The organism is Azospirillum sp. (assembly GCF_050789165.1).
In genome coordinates this window covers 49288-67911 of sequence record NZ_JBOZRT010000062.1, presented here as the reverse complement: position 1 = coordinate 67911, position 18624 = coordinate 49288, and the positions used below count along the sequence as shown (strand labels likewise).

At 71.8% G+C, this 18624-nt stretch carries 21 protein-coding genes; 11 read left to right on the top strand and 10 right to left on the bottom strand.

What is annotated here, in order from left to right:
• The first annotated feature begins 32 nt into the window (after positions 1–32).
• Positions 33–683 (top strand): uracil phosphoribosyltransferase, encoded by a 651-nt coding sequence (upp, locus tag ACRWK7_RS15065; protein ID WP_431857077.1) that lies wholly within the window; start codon positions 33–35, stop codon positions 681–683.
• Between the two features lie 41 nt (positions 684–724).
• On the opposite strand, the gene ACRWK7_RS15060 is transcribed toward upp, so the two are convergent.
• From ACRWK7_RS15060 to ACRWK7_RS15050, 3 genes are all read right to left on the bottom strand, one after another.
• A complete protein-coding gene (locus tag ACRWK7_RS15060) occupies positions 725–2245 on the bottom strand; it encodes a malonate--CoA ligase (protein ID WP_431857076.1) in 1521 nt (506 codons plus the stop codon).
• A gap of 102 nt (positions 2246–2347) precedes the next feature.
• Positions 2348–3070, bottom strand: coding sequence for an ImuA family protein (locus tag ACRWK7_RS15055; protein WP_431857075.1), 723 nt, complete (start codon positions 3068–3070; stop codon positions 2348–2350).
• Between the two features lie 144 nt (positions 3071–3214).
• Entirely contained in the window at positions 3215–3418 is a 204-nt protein-coding gene (locus tag ACRWK7_RS15050) for a hypothetical protein (protein WP_431857074.1), read from the bottom strand.
• 373 nt (positions 3419–3791) lie between these two features.
• Between ACRWK7_RS15050 and nhaA the strand changes: the two genes are divergently transcribed.
• The 3 genes from nhaA to hemN all read left to right on the top strand — a co-directional run bounded on the left by nhaA (position 3792) and on the right by hemN (position 6892).
• Positions 3792–5009, top strand: a complete 1218-nt coding sequence (nhaA, locus tag ACRWK7_RS15045) for a Na+/H+ antiporter NhaA (RefSeq protein WP_431857072.1) — start codon at positions 3792–3794, stop codon at positions 5007–5009.
• 6 nt (positions 5010–5015) lie between these two features.
• Positions 5016–5420: a DUF4112 domain-containing protein gene (locus tag ACRWK7_RS15040; protein WP_431857071.1), complete on the top strand. Its 405-nt coding sequence runs from the start codon at positions 5016–5018 to the stop codon at positions 5418–5420.
• Between the two features lie 101 nt (positions 5421–5521).
• Positions 5522–6892: an oxygen-independent coproporphyrinogen III oxidase gene (gene hemN / locus ACRWK7_RS15035; protein WP_431857070.1), complete on the top strand. Its 1371-nt coding sequence runs from the start codon at positions 5522–5524 to the stop codon at positions 6890–6892.
• Between the two features lie 123 nt (positions 6893–7015).
• On the opposite strand, the gene ACRWK7_RS15030 is transcribed toward hemN, so the two are convergent.
• The 3 genes from ACRWK7_RS15030 to ACRWK7_RS15020 all read right to left on the bottom strand — a co-directional run bounded on the left by ACRWK7_RS15030 (position 7016) and on the right by ACRWK7_RS15020 (position 10140).
• Positions 7016–7912: a GGDEF domain-containing response regulator gene (locus ACRWK7_RS15030; RefSeq protein ID WP_431857069.1), complete on the bottom strand. Its 897-nt coding sequence runs from the start codon at positions 7910–7912 to the stop codon at positions 7016–7018.
• A 66-nt stretch (positions 7913–7978) separates the two neighbouring features.
• The gene (locus ACRWK7_RS15025; RefSeq protein WP_431857068.1) at positions 7979–9406 is read right to left on the bottom strand and encodes a dihydrolipoyl dehydrogenase family protein; all 1428 of its coding nucleotides are present in this window, start codon (positions 9404–9406) and stop codon (positions 7979–7981) included.
• Positions 9403–10140 carry a TVP38/TMEM64 family protein gene (locus tag ACRWK7_RS15020; protein WP_431857067.1) on the bottom strand — a complete coding sequence of 246 codons (738 nt, stop codon included), beginning with the start codon at positions 10138–10140 and terminating at the stop codon, positions 9403–9405. The genes ACRWK7_RS15025 and ACRWK7_RS15020 overlap by 4 nt, the downstream gene beginning before the upstream one ends.
• Before the next feature lie 79 nt (positions 10141–10219).
• Between ACRWK7_RS15020 and rfaE1 the strand changes: the two genes are divergently transcribed.
• Entirely contained in the window at positions 10220–11674 is a 1455-nt protein-coding gene (gene rfaE1 / locus ACRWK7_RS15015; protein ID WP_431857066.1) for a D-glycero-beta-D-manno-heptose-7-phosphate kinase, read from the top strand.
• An 11-nt stretch (positions 11675–11685) separates the two neighbouring features.
• On the opposite strand, the gene ACRWK7_RS15010 is transcribed toward rfaE1, so the two are convergent.
• Positions 11686–12069 (bottom strand): helix-turn-helix domain-containing protein, encoded by a 384-nt coding sequence (locus ACRWK7_RS15010; RefSeq protein ID WP_431857065.1) that lies wholly within the window; start codon positions 12067–12069, stop codon positions 11686–11688.
• Positions 12070–12077: 8 nt separating this feature from the next.
• Positions 12078–12380, bottom strand: coding sequence for a type II toxin-antitoxin system HigB family toxin (locus ACRWK7_RS15005; protein ID WP_431857064.1), 303 nt, complete (start codon positions 12378–12380; stop codon positions 12078–12080).
• Positions 12381–12424: 44 nt separating this feature from the next.
• On the opposite strand from ACRWK7_RS15005, the gene ACRWK7_RS15000 reads away from it, so the two are divergent.
• The gene (locus ACRWK7_RS15000) at positions 12425–13030 is read left to right on the top strand and encodes a methyltransferase family protein (protein WP_431857063.1); all 606 of its coding nucleotides are present in this window, start codon (positions 12425–12427) and stop codon (positions 13028–13030) included.
• Between the two features lie 9 nt (positions 13031–13039).
• Here ACRWK7_RS15000 and ACRWK7_RS14995 read toward each other — a convergent pair whose 3' ends face one another.
• Entirely contained in the window at positions 13040–13186 is a 147-nt protein-coding gene (locus ACRWK7_RS14995) for an entericidin A/B family lipoprotein (protein ID WP_431857062.1), read from the bottom strand.
• A gap of 122 nt (positions 13187–13308) precedes the next feature.
• Between ACRWK7_RS14995 and ACRWK7_RS14990 the strand changes: the two genes are divergently transcribed.
• Positions 13309–14190 (top strand): alpha/beta fold hydrolase, encoded by an 882-nt coding sequence (locus tag ACRWK7_RS14990; RefSeq protein WP_431857061.1) that lies wholly within the window; start codon positions 13309–13311, stop codon positions 14188–14190.
• A 111-nt stretch (positions 14191–14301) separates the two neighbouring features.
• Entirely contained in the window at positions 14302–14472 is a 171-nt protein-coding gene (locus tag ACRWK7_RS14985; RefSeq protein WP_431857060.1) for a hypothetical protein, read from the top strand.
• Positions 14473–14501: 29 nt separating this feature from the next.
• On the opposite strand, the gene ACRWK7_RS14980 is transcribed toward ACRWK7_RS14985, so the two are convergent.
• Positions 14502–14729 (bottom strand): hypothetical protein, encoded by a 228-nt coding sequence (locus ACRWK7_RS14980; protein ID WP_431857058.1) that lies wholly within the window; start codon positions 14727–14729, stop codon positions 14502–14504.
• 325 nt (positions 14730–15054) lie between these two features.
• On the opposite strand from ACRWK7_RS14980, the gene lpdA reads away from it, so the two are divergent.
• From lpdA to ACRWK7_RS14965, 3 genes are all read left to right on the top strand, one after another.
• The gene (gene lpdA, locus ACRWK7_RS14975) at positions 15055–16461 is read left to right on the top strand and encodes a dihydrolipoyl dehydrogenase (RefSeq protein WP_431857057.1); all 1407 of its coding nucleotides are present in this window, start codon (positions 15055–15057) and stop codon (positions 16459–16461) included.
• A gap of 129 nt (positions 16462–16590) precedes the next feature.
• On the top strand, positions 16591–17787 hold the full coding sequence (locus tag ACRWK7_RS14970) for an MFS transporter (RefSeq protein WP_431857056.1): 1197 nt from the start codon (positions 16591–16593) through the stop codon (positions 17785–17787).
• 2 nt (positions 17788–17789) lie between these two features.
• Positions 17790–18599 (top strand): TrmH family RNA methyltransferase, encoded by an 810-nt coding sequence (locus ACRWK7_RS14965; protein WP_431857055.1) that lies wholly within the window; start codon positions 17790–17792, stop codon positions 18597–18599.
• Positions 18600–18624: the final 25 nt, after the last annotated feature.

Below are 18624 nucleotides of genomic sequence, written 5' to 3'. Positions count from 1 at the left end.
GCTCTTTCCCCGGCCCGCGTTACCATCGGGGCATGCGAACCATTCCCGATTTCCCGAACCTGTTCATCCTCGACCACCCGCTGATCCAGCACAAGCTGACGCTGATGCGGGAGAAGGAGCGCTCGACCGGCGGCTTCCGGCAGCTGCTGCGCGAGATTTCGCTGCTCATGGGCTACGAGATCACCCGCGACCTGCCGATGACGACCGAGCGGATCGAGACGCCGCTGGAGCCCATGGACGCCCCCGTCCTGGCCGGCAAGAAGCTGGCCATCGTGCCGGTGCTGCGCGCCGGCCTCGGCATGGCGCAGGGCCTGCACGAACTGGTGCCGTCGGCGCGCGAGGGGCACATCGGCCTCTACCGCGACCACGACACCAAGATGCCGCACGAGTATCTGGTGAAGCTGCCGGAGGCCGAGGGCCGCATCTTCATCGTGGTCGACCCGATGCTGGCGACCGGCAACTCGGGCGTCCACGCCTGCGACGTGCTGAACCGGCACGGCGTCGCCGACGAGAACATCCGCTTCATGGCGCTGGTGGCCGCGCCCGAGGGCATGCGCGTCTTCCACGCCGCGCACCCCAAGGTGAAGGTGTTCACCGCGTCGCTGGACAGCCACCTGAACGAGAACGCCTACATCGTCCCCGGCCTGGGCGACGCCGGCGACCGCATGTTCGGCACGAAGTGAGCTGAAGCCCCTCCCCCGCAACGAGGGAGGGGCTTTTGATTCTACCCCTTGAACGTCTCCCCATAGCGGTCGCGCAACAGGTTCTTCTGCACCTTGCCCATGGTGTTGCGCGGCAGCTCGTCGAGGAAGAAGACGCGCTTGGGCACCTTGAAGTTGGCGAGCTGCTCCTTGCACACCGCCACGACCTGCGCCTCGTCCGGCCCGGACGCCCCCGGCTTGCGCAGAACCACCGCGGTCACCGCTTCGCCGAAGTCGGGGTGCGGCACGCCGACCACCGCGGACTCCACCACCCCGTCGATGCCGTCGATCACCGTCTCGACCTCCTTCGGGTAGACGTTGAAGCCGCCGGAGATGATCAGGTCCTTGGCGCGGCCGACGATGTGCACGTAGCCGCGCGCATCCACCTTGCCGACGTCGCCGGTGATGAAGAAGCCGTCCGGCTTGATCTCCTGCGCCGTCTTCTCGGGCATGCGCCAGTAGCCGGAGAAGACGTTCGGCCCCTTCACCTCGATGACGCCGATCTCGTCCGGCCCCAGCACTTTGCCCTGGTCGTCGCATACCCGCAGCTCGACGCCCGGCAACGGGAAGCCGACGGTGCCCGGGATGCGCTCGCCGTCCAGCGGGTTGGAGGTCAGCATGCCGGTCTCGGTCATGCCGTAGCGCTCCAGGATGGCGTGGCCGGTGCGCGCCGAGAACTCCTTGTGGGTGTCGGCCAGCAGCGGCGCCGAGCCGGAGATGAACAGGCGCATGTGCGCCACCGCCTCCCTGGTCAGGCCGGGATGGCCGAGCAGGCGGGTGTAGAAGGTCGGCACGCCCATCATCACCGTGGCGCGCGGCAGCAGCGAGAGCACCTGGTCGGCGTCGAACTTCGGCAGGAAGATCATCGGCGTGCCGTTCAGCAGCACGCAGTTGGTGGCGACGAACAGGCCGTGCGTGTGGAAGATCGGCAGCGCGTGCAGCAGCACGTCGTCCGGCCGCCAGCCCCAGTAGTCGTGCAGCACCTGCGCGTTGGAGCCGAGGTTGCGGTGGCTCATCATCGCGCCCTTGGAGCGCCCGGTGGTCCCCGACGTGTAGAGGATCGCCGCGAGGTCATCCAGGCCGCAGGGCACGGTGGCGAAGTCCGGGTCCAGCCCCTTGGCCCGCTCCGGCAGGCTGCCGTCGCCCTTGGTGCCCAGGGTCAGCACGTGCGCCACCTTGGCCGTGTCGGCGACCGCGCGCAGCGCCGCCTCGGTCTCCGGCCGGCAGACGAAGACGCGCGGTTCGGCGTCGGTCAGGAAGTACTCGACCTCCGCCTTGGTGTAGGCGGGGTTGAGCGGCAGGTAGACGCCGCCGGCGCGCACCACCGCCAGATAGAGCACGATGTTCTCGACCGACTTCTCGACCTGCACCGCCACGCGGTCGCCCTTGACCACCTCCAGGTCGGCCAGCAGCCGGGCGGTGCGCCCCACCGCCGCGTCCAGCTCACCGTAGCTGAGGATGCCGCCGTCCTCCGTCTCGATGAAGGGGCGGGTCCGGTCCTTCGGGAAGCGGGAACGGAACAGGTCGTAGATGTTGTCGCTCATCCTCGTCGCTCTTCTTGTCGGTGGCGTTCCTCCGGGGCATCGACCTTAGCGGTTCGCCCCCCAGGGGTCCAGGGCGCGATACGGTACCGTAGGGTGCATTCCCTACGCCACCGCCGCGAAGCCTTCCGCCTCGGCCGGCGCCTCCACCCCCACGAGAGCCCCGTCCCGCCAGCCGACCAGCCAGGATCCCGGCCGGCCGCCGCGGCAGCGCAGCAGCTCCAGCCGCCAGCAGGGCGCGCCGACGCCGGGCTCGCCGTCGGTCAGGCTCGGCGCCGGCGCGACGCGCCAGCGGGTCACCGCGGCGCTGGCGGCCCCGGCACGCCCCTCCCCCGTCTGCAGCAGCAGCCCGGTCACCCCGCCCGCCTCGGCCGCGAGCTGCAGCCGCCGGCTGGCCGTCAGGTCGAGGCCCCGCACCTCGCCCAGCACGGCGGCCAGCCGGTTGCAGCGCAGCGCCTCCTCCAGCGCCCACAGCGCGTCGGCCTCGCGCTCCGCCCGCACGGCGATCAGCCGCTCCGGGGTCAGTCCGTAGGCGGCCAGCCCGGCGGCGTGCAGGTCGCGGCCGCGCACCACCCACAGCACGGGCGCGCCGCGCGCCGCGGCCAGCCGGGCGAGCAGCGCCGCCGCGAAGGCGGTGCCGGCGCCCGCGTCCTCCGCCGTCACCTCGTGCAGGCACCCCAGCGGCAACCCGCCGTCGGGCAGGCCGGCGTCCAGCCCCGCCACCCCGAACGGCAGCACGCCGCCGCCCGCCTCGCCGCCCAGCCCTTCCATGCGGCGGATGCGGCTGCGCAACTCGGCCAGCAGCGTGGCCTTGGCGGTTTCGGCCATGGGAATCCTCCGGTCGGTGCAGGACTTTGTTCTCTTTATGTTCTAGCACAGGACTCGTGTCCTGTGGAGTCCGTTTGCCCCGGAAACGCGAAAGGGCGCCCGCACAGGGACGCCCTTCTCTCTTGGTGCGTCGTGGAAGCCGTGTCAGAAGTTGGCCACCTTGGCGTAGGCGTTCCCCCTGCCCTCGCCGCGGGTGGCGGCCCAGGCGGCGGTCGTGGCCCCGGCCCAGACGCGGCGCCGCACCGCCATCTGGAGGCGGCAGTCCTGCGAGCAGTAGAGCGGGGCAGGACCGCGCTGCGAAGCGCGTTTGAAGGGCCGGCCGCAGCAGGCGCAATACAGGGCGTCCATGGTTCCTCCCGGATTTTGGTTTTCCCGGATATTCGTCGGCCTTGAGGCCTTGTCTTTGGTTGGGCTGAGTGTCACCGGAATCCACGGTCCCTGGCTAGCGGCGAAAAGGACATATGGCGGTTGGAGACGGCCTCTCCACCCCTACCCTTCCGCCCATGTTGACAAGGCAAATCAACGGCTTGCGCCGGCACCCGTCCCCGGACGCGGCGATTCGCCGCGCACCTTTAGCGCAGGTCGGGTGATGGCCCGATGAACGTATGTTTAAAAGAATGTGAAGTTGTCGATTGCGGTGCAGCGCTGAATTCTCGCACCTGCAACACCACATCGAACCGATCCAAATGCTTGTCGCTAACGGAACCCCGGAGACACGCGCGTGAAGCTCACCGCCATCCGCCATTTCCTGCACAACGAGGCGTCGGGCGGCATCGTCCTGCTGGCGGCCTCGGTGGCCGCGCTGGTCTGGGCCAACTCGGCCGCCGCCCCGCTGTACGAAGGGCTGCTGCACCTGCCCGTGGGCGTGCACGCCGGGGCGCGCGGGCTGGAGATGTCGCTGCACCACTGGATCAACGACGCGCTGATGGCGGTGTTCTTCCTGCTGGTGGGGCTGGAGATCAAACGCGAGGTCCTGGCAGGCGAGCTGTCCACCCCCGCCCGCGCCGCGCTGCCGGCCATCGCCGCGCTGGGCGGCATGGCGATGCCGGCGCTGGTCTATGTCGGCTTCAACGCGGGCCAGCCGGGAAACCTGCACGGCTGGGCCATCCCGGCGGCCACCGACATCGCCTTCGCGGTCGGCGTCCTGGTGCTGCTGGGCAACCGGGTGCCGAGTTCGCTGCGCGTCTTCCTGCTGGCGCTCGCCATCATGGACGATCTGGGCGCCATCGTGATCATCGCCGCCTTCTACACCGCCGGCGTGGCGCCGACGGCGCTGGGCTTCGCGGTGGCCTGCGGCGTGCTGCTGGCGTGGTTCAACCTGATCGGGGTGAAGCGGCTCACCCCCTACATGATCGTCGGCGTCGTGCTGTGGGTGTGCGTGCTGAAGTCCGGCGTGCACGCCACGCTGGCCGGCGTGGCGCTGGCCTTCGCCATCCCGCTGCGCACCGACGGCGCGCACGGCGAGAAGACGCCGCTGCACCGGCTGGAGCACGCGCTGCACCCCTGGGTCGCCTACCTGATCCTGCCGCTGTTCGCGCTGGCCAACGCCGGCGTGCCGCTCGCCGGCATCACGGCGGAGAGCCTGCTGGAGCCGGTGACGCTCGGCGTGGCGCTCGGCCTGTTCGTCGGCAAGCAGGTCGGCGTGATGCTGGCGGTGTGGATCGCCGTGCGCCTGCGCCTGGCGCCGCTGCCGGCCGGGGCGACGTGGACGCAGCTCTACGGCGTGGCGGTGCTGACCGGCATCGGCTTCACCATGAGCCTGTTCATCGGCGCGCTCGCCTTCGGCGGGGCGGCGGACAAGGACGTGGCGGTGCGGCTGGGCGTGCTGGTGGGCTCGCTGGCCTCGGCGTTGTGCGGCTACGCGGTGCTGGCCGTCCAGCCGGCCCGGCGGGCCGCGCCGGCGCGGGTGGCGGAACCCGACGGCATCCCCGGCGGTTGACCCGGCATGAGCATGGCCTCCCCCTATCCCCATCGCGCCCGCGCCGAGAGCGTCGACCGTCTGGAGCGGCTGGACCGCCTGCGCCGGCTGGCGCGGCTGCTCGACAACCGCTGGACCATCCCCGGCACCCGCATCGGCTTCGGCCTGGACGGCATCGCCAGCCTGGTGCCGGTGGCCGGCGACACGCTGACCGCGCTGGTCTCGCTGCACATCCTCGACGAGGCGCGGCGCATGGGCGTGCCGAAGCGGCTGCTCGCCCGCATGCTCGGCAACATCGCCTTCGACTGGGCGGCCGGCTCGATCCCGGTGATCGGCACGATCTTCGACGTCGCCTTCAAGTCGAACCTGCGCAACCTGCGCCTCCTGGAGCAGCACCTGGTGGAGGACATGCGGGTGGTGAATCCGCGATAGCCCCAGCGATTCTACGGTTGTCGACAGGCGCATCCGGATGACACGATGGGACTTTGACCTGGATCAAAGCCCTTCGCCGGGCCTGGACGCACTCTCCCGACATGACCAAGACATCCTCGATGGACTCCGCGCTGCTCGCCAAGTACGACGGGCTGCGCGTGCCCCGCTACACCAGCTACCCGACGGCGCCGCACTTCTCGCCCAACGTGGGGCCCGAGACGTACCGGCGCTGGCTGGGGACCATCGATCCGGCCAAGCCCGGCTCGCTGTACATGCACATCCCCTTCTGCAAGGAGATGTGCTGGTACTGCGGCTGCCACACCAAGATCGTCGCCCGCTACGATCCGATCGCCAAGTACCTCGCGCACCTGCGCACCGAGGTCGGCCTGGTGGCGGACTGCATCCCCGGCCGCATGAAGGTGGCGCACATCCACTTCGGCGGCGGCACGCCCACCATGACCGCGCCGGAGGACTTCGAGGCGCTCATGGCCCTGGTGCGCGAGCGGTTCGACATCGTGGACGGCGCCGAGATCGCGGTGGAGATCGACCCGCGCACCCTGACCGAGGACATGGCGAAGGCGCTGGGCCGCGCCGGCGTCAACCGCGCCTCGCTGGGCGTGCAGGACTTCGACGCCGACGTCCAGAAGGCGGTCAACCGCATCCAGCCGCGCGAGATGACCGAGCGCACGCTGACGTGGCTGCGCGAGAACGGCATCCGCCACATCAACCTCGACCTGATGTACGGCCTGCCGCGCCAGTCGGTGGAGAGCGTCACCCGCTCGGCCGAGATCGCGCTGTCCATGGACGCCGACCGCTTCGCCGTCTTCGGCTACGCGCACGTCCCGTGGATGAAGACGCACCAGAAGAAGATCGTCGAGGGCGAGCTGGCCGATTCCTACGGCCGCTGGGACCAGTTCGCCGCCATCGCCAAGACCCTGACCGACGCCGGCTACGTCGCCGTCGGCCTCGACCACTTCGCCAAGCCGACCGACGAGCTGGCGGTGATGCAGGCGAAGGGCGAGCTGCGCCGCAACTTCCAGGGCTACACGACGGACGAGTCGGAGGTGCTGCTGGGCTTCGGCGCGTCCTCCATCGGCCAGCTGCCGCAGGGCTACATCCAGAACGCCGTGCCCTTCGACCACTACGCCGAGGCCATCGACGCCGGCCGCCTCGCCACCGTGAAGGGGCTGGCGATCAGCGACGACGACCGCGTGCGCCGTGCGGTGATCGAGCGGCTGATGTGCGACATGGCCGTGGACCTGGACAAGGTCGCCGAGCAGCACGGCCTGCCCGCCGACGCCTTCGACGAGGAGCTGGCCGCCATGGGCGACCTGGTGGCCGACGGCGTGGCGATGGTGGAAGGCCGCCGCCTGAGCGTGCCGGAGTCCGCCCGCCCGCTGATGCGCATCCCGGCGGCGCGCTTCGACACCTACCTCAGCACCGGCGCGGGGCGGCACAGCCGGGCGGTGTAACCTCTCGTCGAGCCCCCACCCCAACCCTCCCCCGCTGGGCGGGGGAGGGAGCTCCGCTGTCAGCCGTCAAAAGCCCTCCCCCGCCCAGCGGGGGAGGGTTGGGTGGGGGCACATGAGCCGGCGCTAAACCTCCAGCGTCTCGTCGCACACCACCCGGTTCCGCCCGCCGTTCTTGGCGCGGTACAGCGCCTCGTCGGCGCGCGCCAGCAGGGCGCTCACCGACTCCTCGCCGGGCTTCAGCGCGCTGACGCCGACGCTGACGGTGAAGGTCACCCCCACCCCGCCGGGAATCCGCACCTCGGTCACCGCCAGCGCGCGGCGCAGGCGTTCGGCCAGCAGCACCGCGCCCTGCGGCGGCGTCTCCGGCAGCAGGATGGCGAACTCCTCGCCGCCCAGGCGGCCCAGGATGTCGGCGCCGCGCACCAGCGAGCGGCAGACCCGCACGACGCTGCGGATCGCCTCGTCGCCGGTGGCGTGGCCGTGCGTGTCGTTGACCTTCTTGAAGTGGTCGATGTCCAGCATGATCGCCGACAGCGGCCGGGCGTAGCGCAGCGCCCGCATCACCTCGTTCGCCGCCCGCGCCATGAAGCGGCCGCGGTTGAGCGCGCCGGTCAGCGAGTCGGTGGTGGCGAGGCGCTCCAGCTGGCGCTGCATGTCCACCACCCGCGAGGCGGCGAGCAGCCGGGCGCGCAGCCACGCCCAGTCCAGCGGCTTGCGCAGGAACTCGTCGGCGCCGTTCTCCACCACCTCGAAGAACTGGTTGGTGATGCTGCCGGGGATCATCAGCATGAGGTAGAGGTGCTTCGCCCCCTGCGCGGCGCGCAGGTGCCAGCAGAGTTCGACGCCCTCCATGTCGCCGACGCGGAAATCGACCAGCACCACGTCGAAGTCCTCGTCCCGGGTGCGGACCAGGGCCTCCGCCCCGCTGTCGGCGACCGCCGTCTGGTGGCCGAAGCCCTCCAGCTGCTGGCACAGCGCCGTGCGCGCCATGCGCGAGTCGTCCACCACCAGGATCCGCATCCAGCCTCCTCGCCCGATGCCCCAGTGAAGCACAGCGTCTTTAAGGAAGCGTTACAACCCTGTGGATTATCCGAACCACGACAGGATCCGCACCAGCGCGCGCGTTTTCGCGCCGAACAGGGTGGGCGTGAAGGCGCCGCCCGCCGCCCGCTTGCCGGCCTCGGACAACGTCGGGTAGGGCAGCATCAGCCCGGCGAGCGTCGACAGCTTCGCCCGCGTCGCCACCGCCAGGCACCACAGCGCGATCTGCTCGCCCGCCTGCGCCCCGACGATGGAGGCGCCGACCACCCGCCCCCGGTGCGCCAGCAGCTTGACCAGCCCCTCCGCCGCGCCCTCGGCGCGGGCGCGGTCGTTGTCCGCGAAGGGCTGGCGCAGCACCTGGATGTTTCCGTAGGCAGCGCGCGCCTCCGCCTCGGTCGGGCCGACCTGGGCCAGCTCGGGGTCGGTGTAGGTGACCCAGGGCAGCGCCGCGTAGTCCTCGCGCGCCGGCAGCCGGAACAGCGCGTTCCGCACCACCAGCCCGGCGTGGTAGCCGGCGACGTGCGTGAAGGCCGGCCCGCCGGTGACGTCGCCCACCGCGTAGACGCGCGGGTTGGTGGTGCGCAGCCGCTTGTCGGTCTGGATGCCGCCGCGGTGCGCCTCGATGCCGGCGGCGTCCAGGTTCAGGTCCTCGACGTTCGGCCGGCGCCCGGCGGCGACCAGCAGGTCCGAGCCCTCGACCCGCCGTCCGTCGTCCAGCACCGCCGCCACGCCGTTGCCGGCGCGCTGCACGGTGGCGACGCCGACGCCCTCGACCAGCGTCACGCCCTCGGCGGCCAGACGGCGGCGCACCACCTCCACCAGTTCCGGGTCGTCGCGCGGCAGCAGCGTCTGCTTCTCCACCAGCGTCACGCGGCAGCCCAGGCGGCGGAACGCCTGCGCCATCTCCACGCCGATCGGCCCGCCGCCCAGCACGACCAGATGTCCGGGCGCAACGGTCCGGTCGAACAGCGTCTCGTTGGTCAGGTACGGCACGGAGTCCAGCCCCGGAATCGGCGGCACCGCGGCGCGCGAGCCGGTCGCCAGCACGAATCGCCGCGCCCGCACCTCCACCCCGCCCGCCTCGACCGTCCCCGGCCCGGTGAAGCGCGCCGAAGCCCGGATCACCCGCACGCCCAGCCCCTCGAAGCGTTCCTGGCTGTCGTGCGGCGCGATGGCGGCGATGGTGCCGCGCACGTGCGCGTGCACGGCGGCGAAGTCGGTCGCCGCTTCATGACCCCCACTGAAAGGAAAAACCACGCCGAACCGTCCGGCGGTGCGCACCGCGTGCGCCGCCTTCGCCGCGGCGATCAGCGCCTTGGAGGGCACGCAGCCGGTGTTCAGGCAGTCGCCGCCCATGGCGCCGCGCTCGATCAGCACGGTCTTCACGCCCATCTGCGCCGCCGCCGCGGCCACCGACAGCCCGCCCGACCCGGCGCCGATCACGCACACTCCACAGGACAGACGCTCCGTCACCCCCGCCTCCGCCACGCCTTGACCGCCACCGGCAGCAGCGCCAGCGCCGCCAGCCCCAGCAGCGGCAGAATCACCTCCGGGCAGAAGATCAGGCCGAGGTCCGGCGTCTCCCCGGCGTCCAGCACCGCCCCCAGACCGTTGCCGACGGACGCGTACACCAGCGCCCCCGGCACGATGCCGACCAGCGTCGCCAGCACGTACACCCGCACCGGCACGCCGAGGAATGCCGGCACCAGGTTGACCAGCCAGAACGGGAACAGCGGCACCAGCCGCAGGAACAGCATGTAGTTGAAGGCGTGGTCGCGGAACCCGTCCTCCAGCCGGCCGATCCATGGCCGCGCCTTGCGCCGCAAGGCCCCGCCCAGCGCCGAGCGGGCCGCCAGGAACACCGCCACGGCGCCCAGCGTCGCCCCCGCCACGGCGTACGCGGCCCCCCAGAGCACGCCGAACAGGAAGCCGCCGGCCAGCGTCAATACCGTGCCTCCGGGCACCGAGAACGCCACCGCCAGCGCGTACACCCCGACGTACGCCAGCACCGCCAGCCCGCCCTGCGCCTCGACGAACGCCGCCAGCCCGGCGCGCTGCGCCGCCAGCCCCTCCAGCGTCAGCGTGCGGTGCAGGCCCAGCGCGAAGAAGCCCGCGAATCCCGCCGCCAGCACCGCCAGCGGCAGCAGCCGGCGCGCGGAGGAGGGATGGGGCGTGTCGTCGGCCCGGTTGAGTGTGGGGTCGATCATGGCAGACAGAGTGATGCCGCGGCCGCTCACCGGCCAGTCACCTTGCCGTGAACGGGCCGGCACTGGTAGAAGCGTGCGCATGAGCGACCTCGCCCGCCACATCGACGCCCTCGCGCAAGCCCGTGTGCTGTGCGTCGGCGACCTCATGCTCGACCGCTTCGTCTACGGCTCCGTGGACCGCGTCTCGCCGGAAGCGCCCATTCCCGTGCTGCGCATCGAGCGCGAGGCGGTGATGCTCGGCGGCAGCGGCAACGTCGCCGCCAACCTGCTCGGCCTTGGCGCCGCCTGCCGCTTCGTCTCGGTGGTCGGCGACGACGGCCCCGGCGCCGAGGTGCGGCACATCGTGGGGCAGCAGATCGGCCCGGCCGAGGGCATCGTCGTCGAGCCCGGCCGCCAGACCACGCTGAAGACCCGCTTCATCGGCAGCCGCCAGCAGCTGCTGCGCGCCGACGCCGAGACGGTCGCCCCGATCAGGCCGGCCTCGGCGGAGGCGGTGCTCGCCGCCGCCCGCGCGGCGCTGCCCTCCGTCGGCGCGGTGATCCTCTCCGACTACGGCAAGGGCATGCTGACCGACGCGCTGGTCGCCGCCCTGATCGCGGCGGCGCGCTCCGCCGGGCTGCCGGTGGTGGTCGACCCCAAGGGCACCGATTACCGCCGCTACCGCGGCGCCAGCATCGTGACCCCCAACCGCAAGGAGCTGATGCAGGCCACCGGCCTGCCGGCCGACGACGACGCCCAGGTGGAGACCGCCTGCCGCCACCTGATCGAGACCTGCGGCATCGACGCCGTCATCGCCACCCGCTCCGAGCGGGGCATGAGCGTGGTCACCCGCTCCGGCCCGGCCGTGCACCTGCCGGCCGAGGCGCGCGAGGTGTTCGACGTCTCGGGCGCCGGCGACACCGCCGTCGCGGCGCTGACCGCCGCGCTGTCGGCGGGGGTGGAGCTGAACGACGCGGCGCGCCTCGCCAACCTCGCCGCCGGCATCGTGGTCGGCAAGGTCGGCACCGCCGTGGTTCGCGCGCCGGAGCTGCTGGCCGCCCTGCACGCCCAGGAATGGCGCCAGGGCGAGGCCAAGGTCGCCGCCCGCGAGGAGGCCGCCGAGTGCGCCGAGCGCTGGCGCCTGCGCGGCAAGCGGGTGGGCTTCACCAACGGCTGCTTCGACCTGCTGCACCCCGGCCACATCTCGCTGCTGACCCAGGCGCGGGCGGCGTGCGACGTGCTGGTGGTCGGCCTGAACAGCGACGAGTCGGTCCAGCGCCTGAAGGGCCCGACCCGCCCGGTGCAGTCGGAGACGGCGCGCGCCACCGTGCTGGCCTCGCTGTCCTGCGTCGACCTGGTGGTGGTCTTCGGCGAGGACACGCCCGAGCAGCTGATCCGGACGCTGCGCCCGGACGTGCTGGTGAAGGGCGCGGACTACACCATCGAGACGGTGGTCGGCGCCGAGTTCGTGCAGAGCTACGGCGGCAAGGTAGTGCTCGCCAACCTCGTGGCCGGGCAGAGCACGACCAACACCATCAAGCGCATGCAGTCGTAGGGGAAAGCGCGTCAGGCGGCGCGCGCGCCGGTCAGCGGATAGGGACGGATCAGGCTTTCCGCCGGGATCTGCCACTCGGTGGACAGGCGCCACGCCATGTCCATCGTCAGGCGGCGCTTGCGCGCCAGCACTTCGGACGCCCGCGCCCGCGAGCCGATCACGCGCGCCAGATCGGCCTGCGTGTAGCCGGCCTGCTCCATGCGGCTCTTGATCGCCTCCACCGGATCCGGCGGATCGATCGGCCAGCGCTGCGCCTCGTAGGCATCGACCAGCGTGCCCAGCACCTCCAGCCGGTCATGCTCGGCCGAGCCGGGCTCGGCGTCCCACAGCCGCTCGATGTCCGCCACGGCGGCGTCGTGGTCCTCGTCGGTACGGATGGGCTTGATGGTGTCCATGACAGGCCTCAATGCTTGTCGACCGTCAGCGCGTCGATGCGGTCGTATTCGGCGTGCGTGCCGATGAACTTCACGAAGGCGATGCGCGCCGGGAACTTGAACGCCACGATCAGGCGGTAGTTGCCGCCGCAGACCTCGAACCGCACCCGCTCGCCGTTCAGCGGCTTGGCCTTCGGGTAGGTGCGCAGCACGTCGTTCATGCACGTCCAGCCGGACTTCTGCGTGGTGCGGAACCACTCTTTCAGCGGCTGCTCGGTTTCCAGGTGACGCTCCCAGAACTCGATCAGCGTGGCGCGCTTGATCACGTTCATGCGTCACGATACCGTGTTCCCGAACTGGGAACAAGAGGCCGCCCATGCACCCGGTCGCCGCCCACGCCCTCTACGCCCTCGCCTGGGCCAGCTTCGGCCTCGGCCACAGCCTGCTCGCCATCCCTGCGGTGGCGGCGCGGCTGCGGCTCGGCGCGTACACGCGGCTGGCCTACAACGGGTTCGCGGCGCTGCACCTGCTGGCGGTGCTCGCCGCCGGGCGCTGGCTGCTGCCCGATCCCCTGGCCTTCGCCCGGCCGCCCTGGCTGGTAGCGCTCCAGGCGGCCGCGGCGCTCGCCGGGCTGGGCGTGTTCCTGTGGGGGCTGTCCGGCTACGACCTCGGCCGCTTCGCCGGGCTGACGCAGATCCGCGCGCGCCGCGCGGGCGTGGCCCTGCCGGCGGACGAGCCGCTGCACATCCGCGGCGCCAACCGCTGGGTGCGGCACCCGCTCTACAGCGGGGCGCTGCTGATGCTGTGGGGCGGCGTGGCGGACGAGCGGTCGCTGGCCACCGCCCTGTGGGCGTCGCTCTACCTGCTGGCCGGGATGCGGCACGAGGAGCGGACGCTGGAGTCCCTGTACGGCGACGCCTACCGGGCCTACAAAACGAAAGTGCCCGCCCTGCTGCCATGGCGAGGGCGGGCGCTTCGGTAAGGCGCGTGCTTACATCTTCTTCTGGACGTTGTCCGCCCCGCGCTCCATGGCGCGGCCGCCGGCCTGGACGTCCTGGCCCATGCCCTCGAAGGTGTTGCACGCGGTCAGCAGCGAGCCGAAGAGGGCGAGCAGCGCGAGGGCCTTGATCTTACGCATGGTAGACTTCTCCAAATCCGTTCGGTCCGGGTAGCAGGGGAACGGTTGCCGGGACCTCCGGGTTTCACGCATCACCCGAATTCGGGTGAGGCACCCCGGACGAGACCACCAGGGAGGGGACAATGTTCGAAGGGTTCGCGCACCGCCGCGTCGCCACCAGCGGCGCCGAGATCCACGCCGCCGTCGGCGGCGAAGGCCCGCCGCTGCTCCTGCTGCACGGCTTCCCGCAGACCCACGCCATGTGGCGCCACGTGGCCCCGACGCTGGCCGAGCGCTTCACCGTGGTGGCCGCCGACCTGCGCGGCTACGGCCGGTCGGAGAAGATCCCCGGCGACCCCGCCCACGTCCGCCATTGCAAGCGCACCGTCGCCCAGGACCAGGTGGAAGTGATGCGCGCGCTGGGCTTCGAGCGCTTTTTCGTCGCCGGCCACGACCGCGGCGCCCGCGTGGCGCACCGCATGGCGCTCGACCATCCGGATCGGGTGGAGCGGCTGGCGCTGCTCGACATCCTGCCGACGCTGCACGTGTTCGAGGCGGCCGACCAGGCGATGGCCACCGCCTACTACCACTGGTTTTTCCTGATCCAGCCCGACGGGCTGCCGGAGCACGCCATCGGCCTCGACCCGGAATACTGGCTGCGCCGGCTGCTCGGCTCCATCGGCGCCGGCGGCGGCGAGGTGTTCGACGGGGAAGCCTTCGCCGAGTACCTGCACGCCTTCCGCGATCCCGCCACCGTGCACGCCATGTGCGAGGACTACCGCGCCGGGGCGAGCATCGACCTCGACCACGACCGCAAGGACCGCGCCGAGGGGCGCCGCGTGGCCTGCCCGACGCTGGTTCTGTGGGGCGAGCGCAGCGTCGTCGGCCGCCTCTACGACGACCAACTCGGCATCTGGCGCCGCTACGCCCCGCAGGCCGAGGGCCACGGCGTCCCCGCCGGCCACTTCCTGCCCGAGGAGCGGCCGGCGGAGGTGACGGAGGCGCTGTTGCGGTTCTTTGCCTGACGCTTCACGGCGGATCACCGTGTTTCACAGGTGCGTGAGGCCTCTGGCCGCCGGCGGAAATCGCGACAAGCTTGCCGTTGAGGCGCTCATGCCGCCAACGGGAGCCGAGCCATGTTCCGCCACGCCCTTCTGCTGACCGTACTGACCCTGACGCTGGCCGCGTGCGCCGGCCCCTACGTGGACCCGAGCCCGCGCGAGGTGACGTCCGCCGGCCCCGAGGCCGGCCTCCATCACGAGGGCATCGCCGCCAACCAGATGACGCGGATCGACTCGCAGCAGTGACGGGGCCGCGGGTCGATCCGGGCCGGGTCCTATCCCTCCAGCGTCGTCCGCCCGAACGGGTTGCCGAGCTTCGAGCCGAAGGCGGCCTTGCGGGCCTCGCGCCAGACGCCGCCGTTCCAGCGCGCGTGCGGCTCGGTGCGGACCTCCTTCACCATCGGCTGGGTGCGCGCCCAGGCGCGGAAGGCCTCCTCGAACGTCGCCGCCGCCTTGGCGTCGGGGGCGTCCAGGGTCACCGTCACGGTCACGTCCATGCTCATCGGAACCTCCCTGTGCTGTGCGGGTCGTTGCCGCTTCAACAGCCGGAGGCGGCGACCGTCACCGGGGCTCCTCTTGCCAGAGCGCCCCTCCCATGATAGGTTCAAATTCCTTTCGAGGAAACAGCCCACCCCGTGAACTGAACACGCCCCGCACAGTGTTCCATGGTGTTCCACTTCGTTCCATCCGCCACCCTCCCGGCCCTCATGGCCGCCTTGCCCGGAAGGGCGAACTCGGCCGTTGCACGGGCGGGCGCAGGGGGGCATAAATCGCGGCGACAAGGCCCTCCCCGGCCACCCAACAAGAACGCGGCGGAAGGAACAGCGCATGGCTGAGAGCACTTACGATGTCGTCGTCATCGGCGGCGGTCCTGGCGGGTACGTCTGCGCGATCCGCGCGGCGCAGCTCGGCTTCAAGGTCGCCTGCGTGGAGAAGCGCCCGGCGCTCGGCGGCACCTGCCTCAACGTCGGCTGCATTCCCTCCAAGGCGCTGCTGACCGCGTCGGAGAAGTTCGAGGAGGCCAAGCACGGCCTCGCCAAGTTCGGCGTCAAGGTCGGCGGCGTGGAACTCGACCTGCCCGGCATGATGAAGCACAAGGACGAGGTCGTTAAGTCCAACACCGGCGGCGTCGAGTTCCTGTTCAAGAAGAACAAGATCGACTGGATCAAGGGCGCCGGCACCATCGTCGCCAAGGACACCGTGTCGGTCGACGCCAACGGCGGCACCACGCTGAAGGCCACCAAGGCCATCATCATCGCCACCGGCTCCGAGGTCACCCCGCTGCCGGGCATCGAGATCGACGAGGAGAAGATCGTCTCCTCCACCGGCGCGCTGGCGCTGGCCGAGGTGCCCAAGCGCCTCGTCGTCATCGGCGGCGGCGTCATCGGGCTGGAGCTGGGCTCGGTCTGGGGCCGCCTGGGCGCCCAGGTCACCGTCGTCGAGTTCCTCGACCGCATCCTGCCGGGCATGGACGGCGAGGTGTCGAAGCAGATGCAGCGCATCCTGGCCAAGCAGGGCATGACCTTCAAGCTCGGCGCCAAGGTCACCGGCGCGAAGACCACCAACACCGGCGTCGCCCTGACCGTCGAGCCCGCCAAGGGCGGCGACGCGGAGACGCTGGAGGCCGACGCCGTGCTCGTCGCCATCGGCCGCCGCCCGCACACCCAGGGCCTGGGCCTGGAGAACGTCGGCGTCGAGATGGACCCGCGCGGCCGCGTGAAGATCGACCACCACTTCCAGACCAACGTGCCGGGCATCTACGCCATCGGCGACGTGGTGGAAGGCCCGATGCTCGCCCACAAGGCCGAGGACGAGGGCGTGGCGCTGGCCGAGATCCTCGCCGGACAGGCCGGCCACGTGAACTACGACGTGATCCCCGGCGTGGTCTACACCTGGCCGGAGGTCGCCTCGGTCGGCAAGGGCGAGGAGGACCTGAAGGCCGCGGGCATCGCCTACAAGGCTGGCAAGTTCCCGTTCACCGCCAACGGCCGCGCCCGCGCGATCAACAGCACCGAGGGCTTCGTCAAGATCCTGGCCGACGCGCGCACCGACAAGGTGCTGGGCGTCCACATGATCGGCCCGAACGTGTCGGAGATGGTGGCCGAGCTGGCCCTGGCCATGGAGTTCGGCGCCTCGTCCGAGGACATCGCCCGCACCTGCCACGCCCACCCGACCCTGTCGGAAGTCACCAAGGAAGCGGCGCTGGCGGTCGACGGCCGTCCGCTGCACATGTGATCGGAGCGGGGTGAGGGTGACTCACGTGCCCCCACCCCATCCCTCCCCCGCTTCGCAGGGGAGGGGGCCGGTCGTCCTATCTCCCCTCCCCTGCGAAGCGGGGGAGGGGCGGGGGGTGGGGGCAAACGCATGACGCTCTCCCCCGCCCGCCTCACCCTCGTCATGTGCCTCTCCGAGGTGCTGACCATGGCCGGCACCATGACGGTGCCCGCCCTGCTGCCCGTCTTCATCGAGGCCTGGGGCCTGACCACCGCCGAGGCCGGCTGGCTCGGCGGCATCGCGCACCTGGGCTACGTGCTGGCCGTCCCGGTGCTGCTCGGCCTCACCGACCGGCTCGACAGCCGCAAGATCTACCTGTGGTCCACCGCCGTGGCGGTCCTGTCCTGCGCGGGCTTCGCGCTGTGGGCGGACGGCTTCTGGTCGGCGATGCTGTTCCGGGCGCTGGGCGGCGTCGGCCTGGCCGGCACCTACATGCCCGGCCTGCGCGTGCTGTCCGACCACATCGCCGGGCCGCGCGCCGGGCGCTGCATGTCCTTCTACACCGCCAGCTACGGGATCGGCGTCGCCGGCTCGACGCTGGCCGCCGGCCTCGTCGCCGGAGCGGGCGGCTGGCACGCCGCCTTTTGGCTCGCCGCGGCGCTGACGCTGGCCGCGCTGCTGCTCGGCCTCGCGCTCATCCCGCGCACCGTGCCGGAGAACGCGCCGCCCAGCCTCGCCGCGCTGTTCGACTTCCGCCCGGTGCTGCGCAACCGCAAGGCCATGGGCTACATCCTCGGCTACACCGCCCACAATTGGGAGCTGTTCGGCTGCCGCGGCTGGCTGGTCGCCTTCCTGGCCTTCGCCGCCGGGGCGCCGCAGGGGCAGGTGCCGGCGCACGTCACCGCGCTGGCCACCGTGATCCTCATGGTCGGCGTCGCCGCCAGCATCCTCGGCAACGAGGCGGCGCAGCGCTGGGGGCGCGACCGCTTCCTCACCGTCATCATGCTGGCCTCGGCCGCCATCGCCGCGGTGATCGGCTTCGCCTCCGCCCTGCCCTACGGGCTGCTGGCGGCGATCGCGCTGGTCTACGGCTGCACCATCACCGCCGACAGCGCCTCGCTGACCGTCGGCATGGTCGGCGCCGCCGGGGCCGGGCGGCGCGGGGCGGCGATGGCCATGCACTCGCTGTTCGGCTTCGCCGGCGCCTTCGTCGCCCCCATCGTCTTCGGCGTGGCGCTGGAGACCGCGGGCGGGCCGGAGAGCGTCGCCGGCTGGGGCGCCGGGTTCCTGACGCTGGCCGCCGCGGTGGCGATGGGGCCGCTGTTCCTGCGGGTGCTCGGCCGCTGACCATGCCAGAGATCGTCCCCGTCGCCGATCCCGCCGACCCGCGCATCGCCGCCTACCGCGACGTGCGCGAGCGCGACCTGACCGGGCGCGAGGGGCACTTCATCGCCGAGGGCGAGGTGGTGCTGCGCCTGCTGATCCGCTCGCCCCGGCACGCGGCGGTGTCGCTGCTGCTGGCGGAGAACCGGGTGGCGAAGCTGGCCCCGCTGCTGGCCGAACTGCCGGACGACGTGCCGGTCTACGCCGCCGCCCAGCCGGTGCTGGACGCCGTCGCCGGCTTCCCGCTGCACCGGGGCATCCTGGCGCTCGGCCGACGCGCGCCGCTGCCGTCCGCCGACGACCTGCTGGCCGGGTTGGGACCGCGGGCGCTGGTGGTGGCGCTGTTCGGCATCGGCAACCACGACAACATGGGCGGCATCTTCCGCAACGCCGCCGCGTTCGGCGCCGACGCCGTGCTGCTCGACCCGACCTGCTGCGACCCGCTGTACCGCAAGGCGATCCGCGTCTCGGTCGGCGCCACGCTGCTGGTGCCCACCGCGCGGCTGGACGGCGATCCGGTCGCCCTGTTCGAACGGCACGGCTTCACCGCGCTGGCGCTCAGCCCGTCCGGCGAGACGGTGCTGGCCGCCCTGTCCCGCCCCGCCCGCGCTGCCGTCCTGTTCGGCTCCGAGGGGCCTGGGCTGCCGGCGGACCTGCTGGCGCGGGCGCACACCGTGCGCATCCCGATGGCCGGCGGCTTCGACTCGCTGAACGTGGCGACCACCAGCGGCATCGTGCTGCACCACCTTGCCTGCGCCGCGGTCGGCACGTCATGATCGGCCGCAACGAACCAGAGGGGAG

Coding starts and splice junctions, on each gene's coding strand:
- ACRWK7_RS15055 (WP_431857075.1), bottom strand. CDS start 3,070: ATGGCCGAAACCGCCAAGGCCACGCTGCTGGCCGAGTTGCGCAGCCGC.
- upp (WP_431857077.1), top strand. CDS start 33: ATGCGAACCATTCCCGATTTCCCGAACCTGTTCATCCTCGACCACCCG.
- rfaE1 (WP_431857066.1), top strand. CDS start 10,220: ATGAGCGACCTCGCCCGCCACATCGACGCCCTCGCGCAAGCCCGTGTG.
- ACRWK7_RS15005 (WP_431857064.1), bottom strand. CDS start 12,380: ATGAACGTGATCAAGCGCGCCACGCTGATCGAGTTCTGGGAGCGTCAC.
- ACRWK7_RS15020 (WP_431857067.1), bottom strand. CDS start 10,140: ATGATCGACCCCACACTCAACCGGGCCGACGACACGCCCCATCCCTCC.
- ACRWK7_RS15060 (WP_431857076.1), bottom strand. CDS start 2,245: ATGAGCGACAACATCTACGACCTGTTCCGTTCCCGCTTCCCGAAGGAC.
- ACRWK7_RS15030 (WP_431857069.1), bottom strand. CDS start 7,912: ATGCGGATCCTGGTGGTGGACGACTCGCGCATGGCGCGCACGGCGCTG.
- ACRWK7_RS14980 (WP_431857058.1), bottom strand. CDS start 14,729: ATGAGCATGGACGTGACCGTGACGGTGACCCTGGACGCCCCCGACGCC.
- ACRWK7_RS15040 (WP_431857071.1), top strand. CDS start 5,016: ATGAGCATGGCCTCCCCCTATCCCCATCGCGCCCGCGCCGAGAGCGTC.
- hemN (WP_431857070.1), top strand. CDS start 5,522: ATGACCAAGACATCCTCGATGGACTCCGCGCTGCTCGCCAAGTACGAC.
- ACRWK7_RS14965 (WP_431857055.1), top strand. CDS start 17,790: ATGCCAGAGATCGTCCCCGTCGCCGATCCCGCCGACCCGCGCATCGCC.
- ACRWK7_RS14985 (WP_431857060.1), top strand. CDS start 14,302: ATGTTCCGCCACGCCCTTCTGCTGACCGTACTGACCCTGACGCTGGCC.
- ACRWK7_RS15050 (WP_431857074.1), bottom strand. CDS start 3,418: ATGGACGCCCTGTATTGCGCCTGCTGCGGCCGGCCCTTCAAACGCGCT.
- ACRWK7_RS14970 (WP_431857056.1), top strand. CDS start 16,591: ATGACGCTCTCCCCCGCCCGCCTCACCCTCGTCATGTGCCTCTCCGAG.
- lpdA (WP_431857057.1), top strand. CDS start 15,055: ATGGCTGAGAGCACTTACGATGTCGTCGTCATCGGCGGCGGTCCTGGC.
- ACRWK7_RS15000 (WP_431857063.1), top strand. CDS start 12,425: ATGCACCCGGTCGCCGCCCACGCCCTCTACGCCCTCGCCTGGGCCAGC.
- ACRWK7_RS14995 (WP_431857062.1), bottom strand. CDS start 13,186: ATGCGTAAGATCAAGGCCCTCGCGCTGCTCGCCCTCTTCGGCTCGCTG.
- ACRWK7_RS14990 (WP_431857061.1), top strand. CDS start 13,309: ATGTTCGAAGGGTTCGCGCACCGCCGCGTCGCCACCAGCGGCGCCGAG.
- ACRWK7_RS15010 (WP_431857065.1), bottom strand. CDS start 12,069: ATGGACACCATCAAGCCCATCCGTACCGACGAGGACCACGACGCCGCC.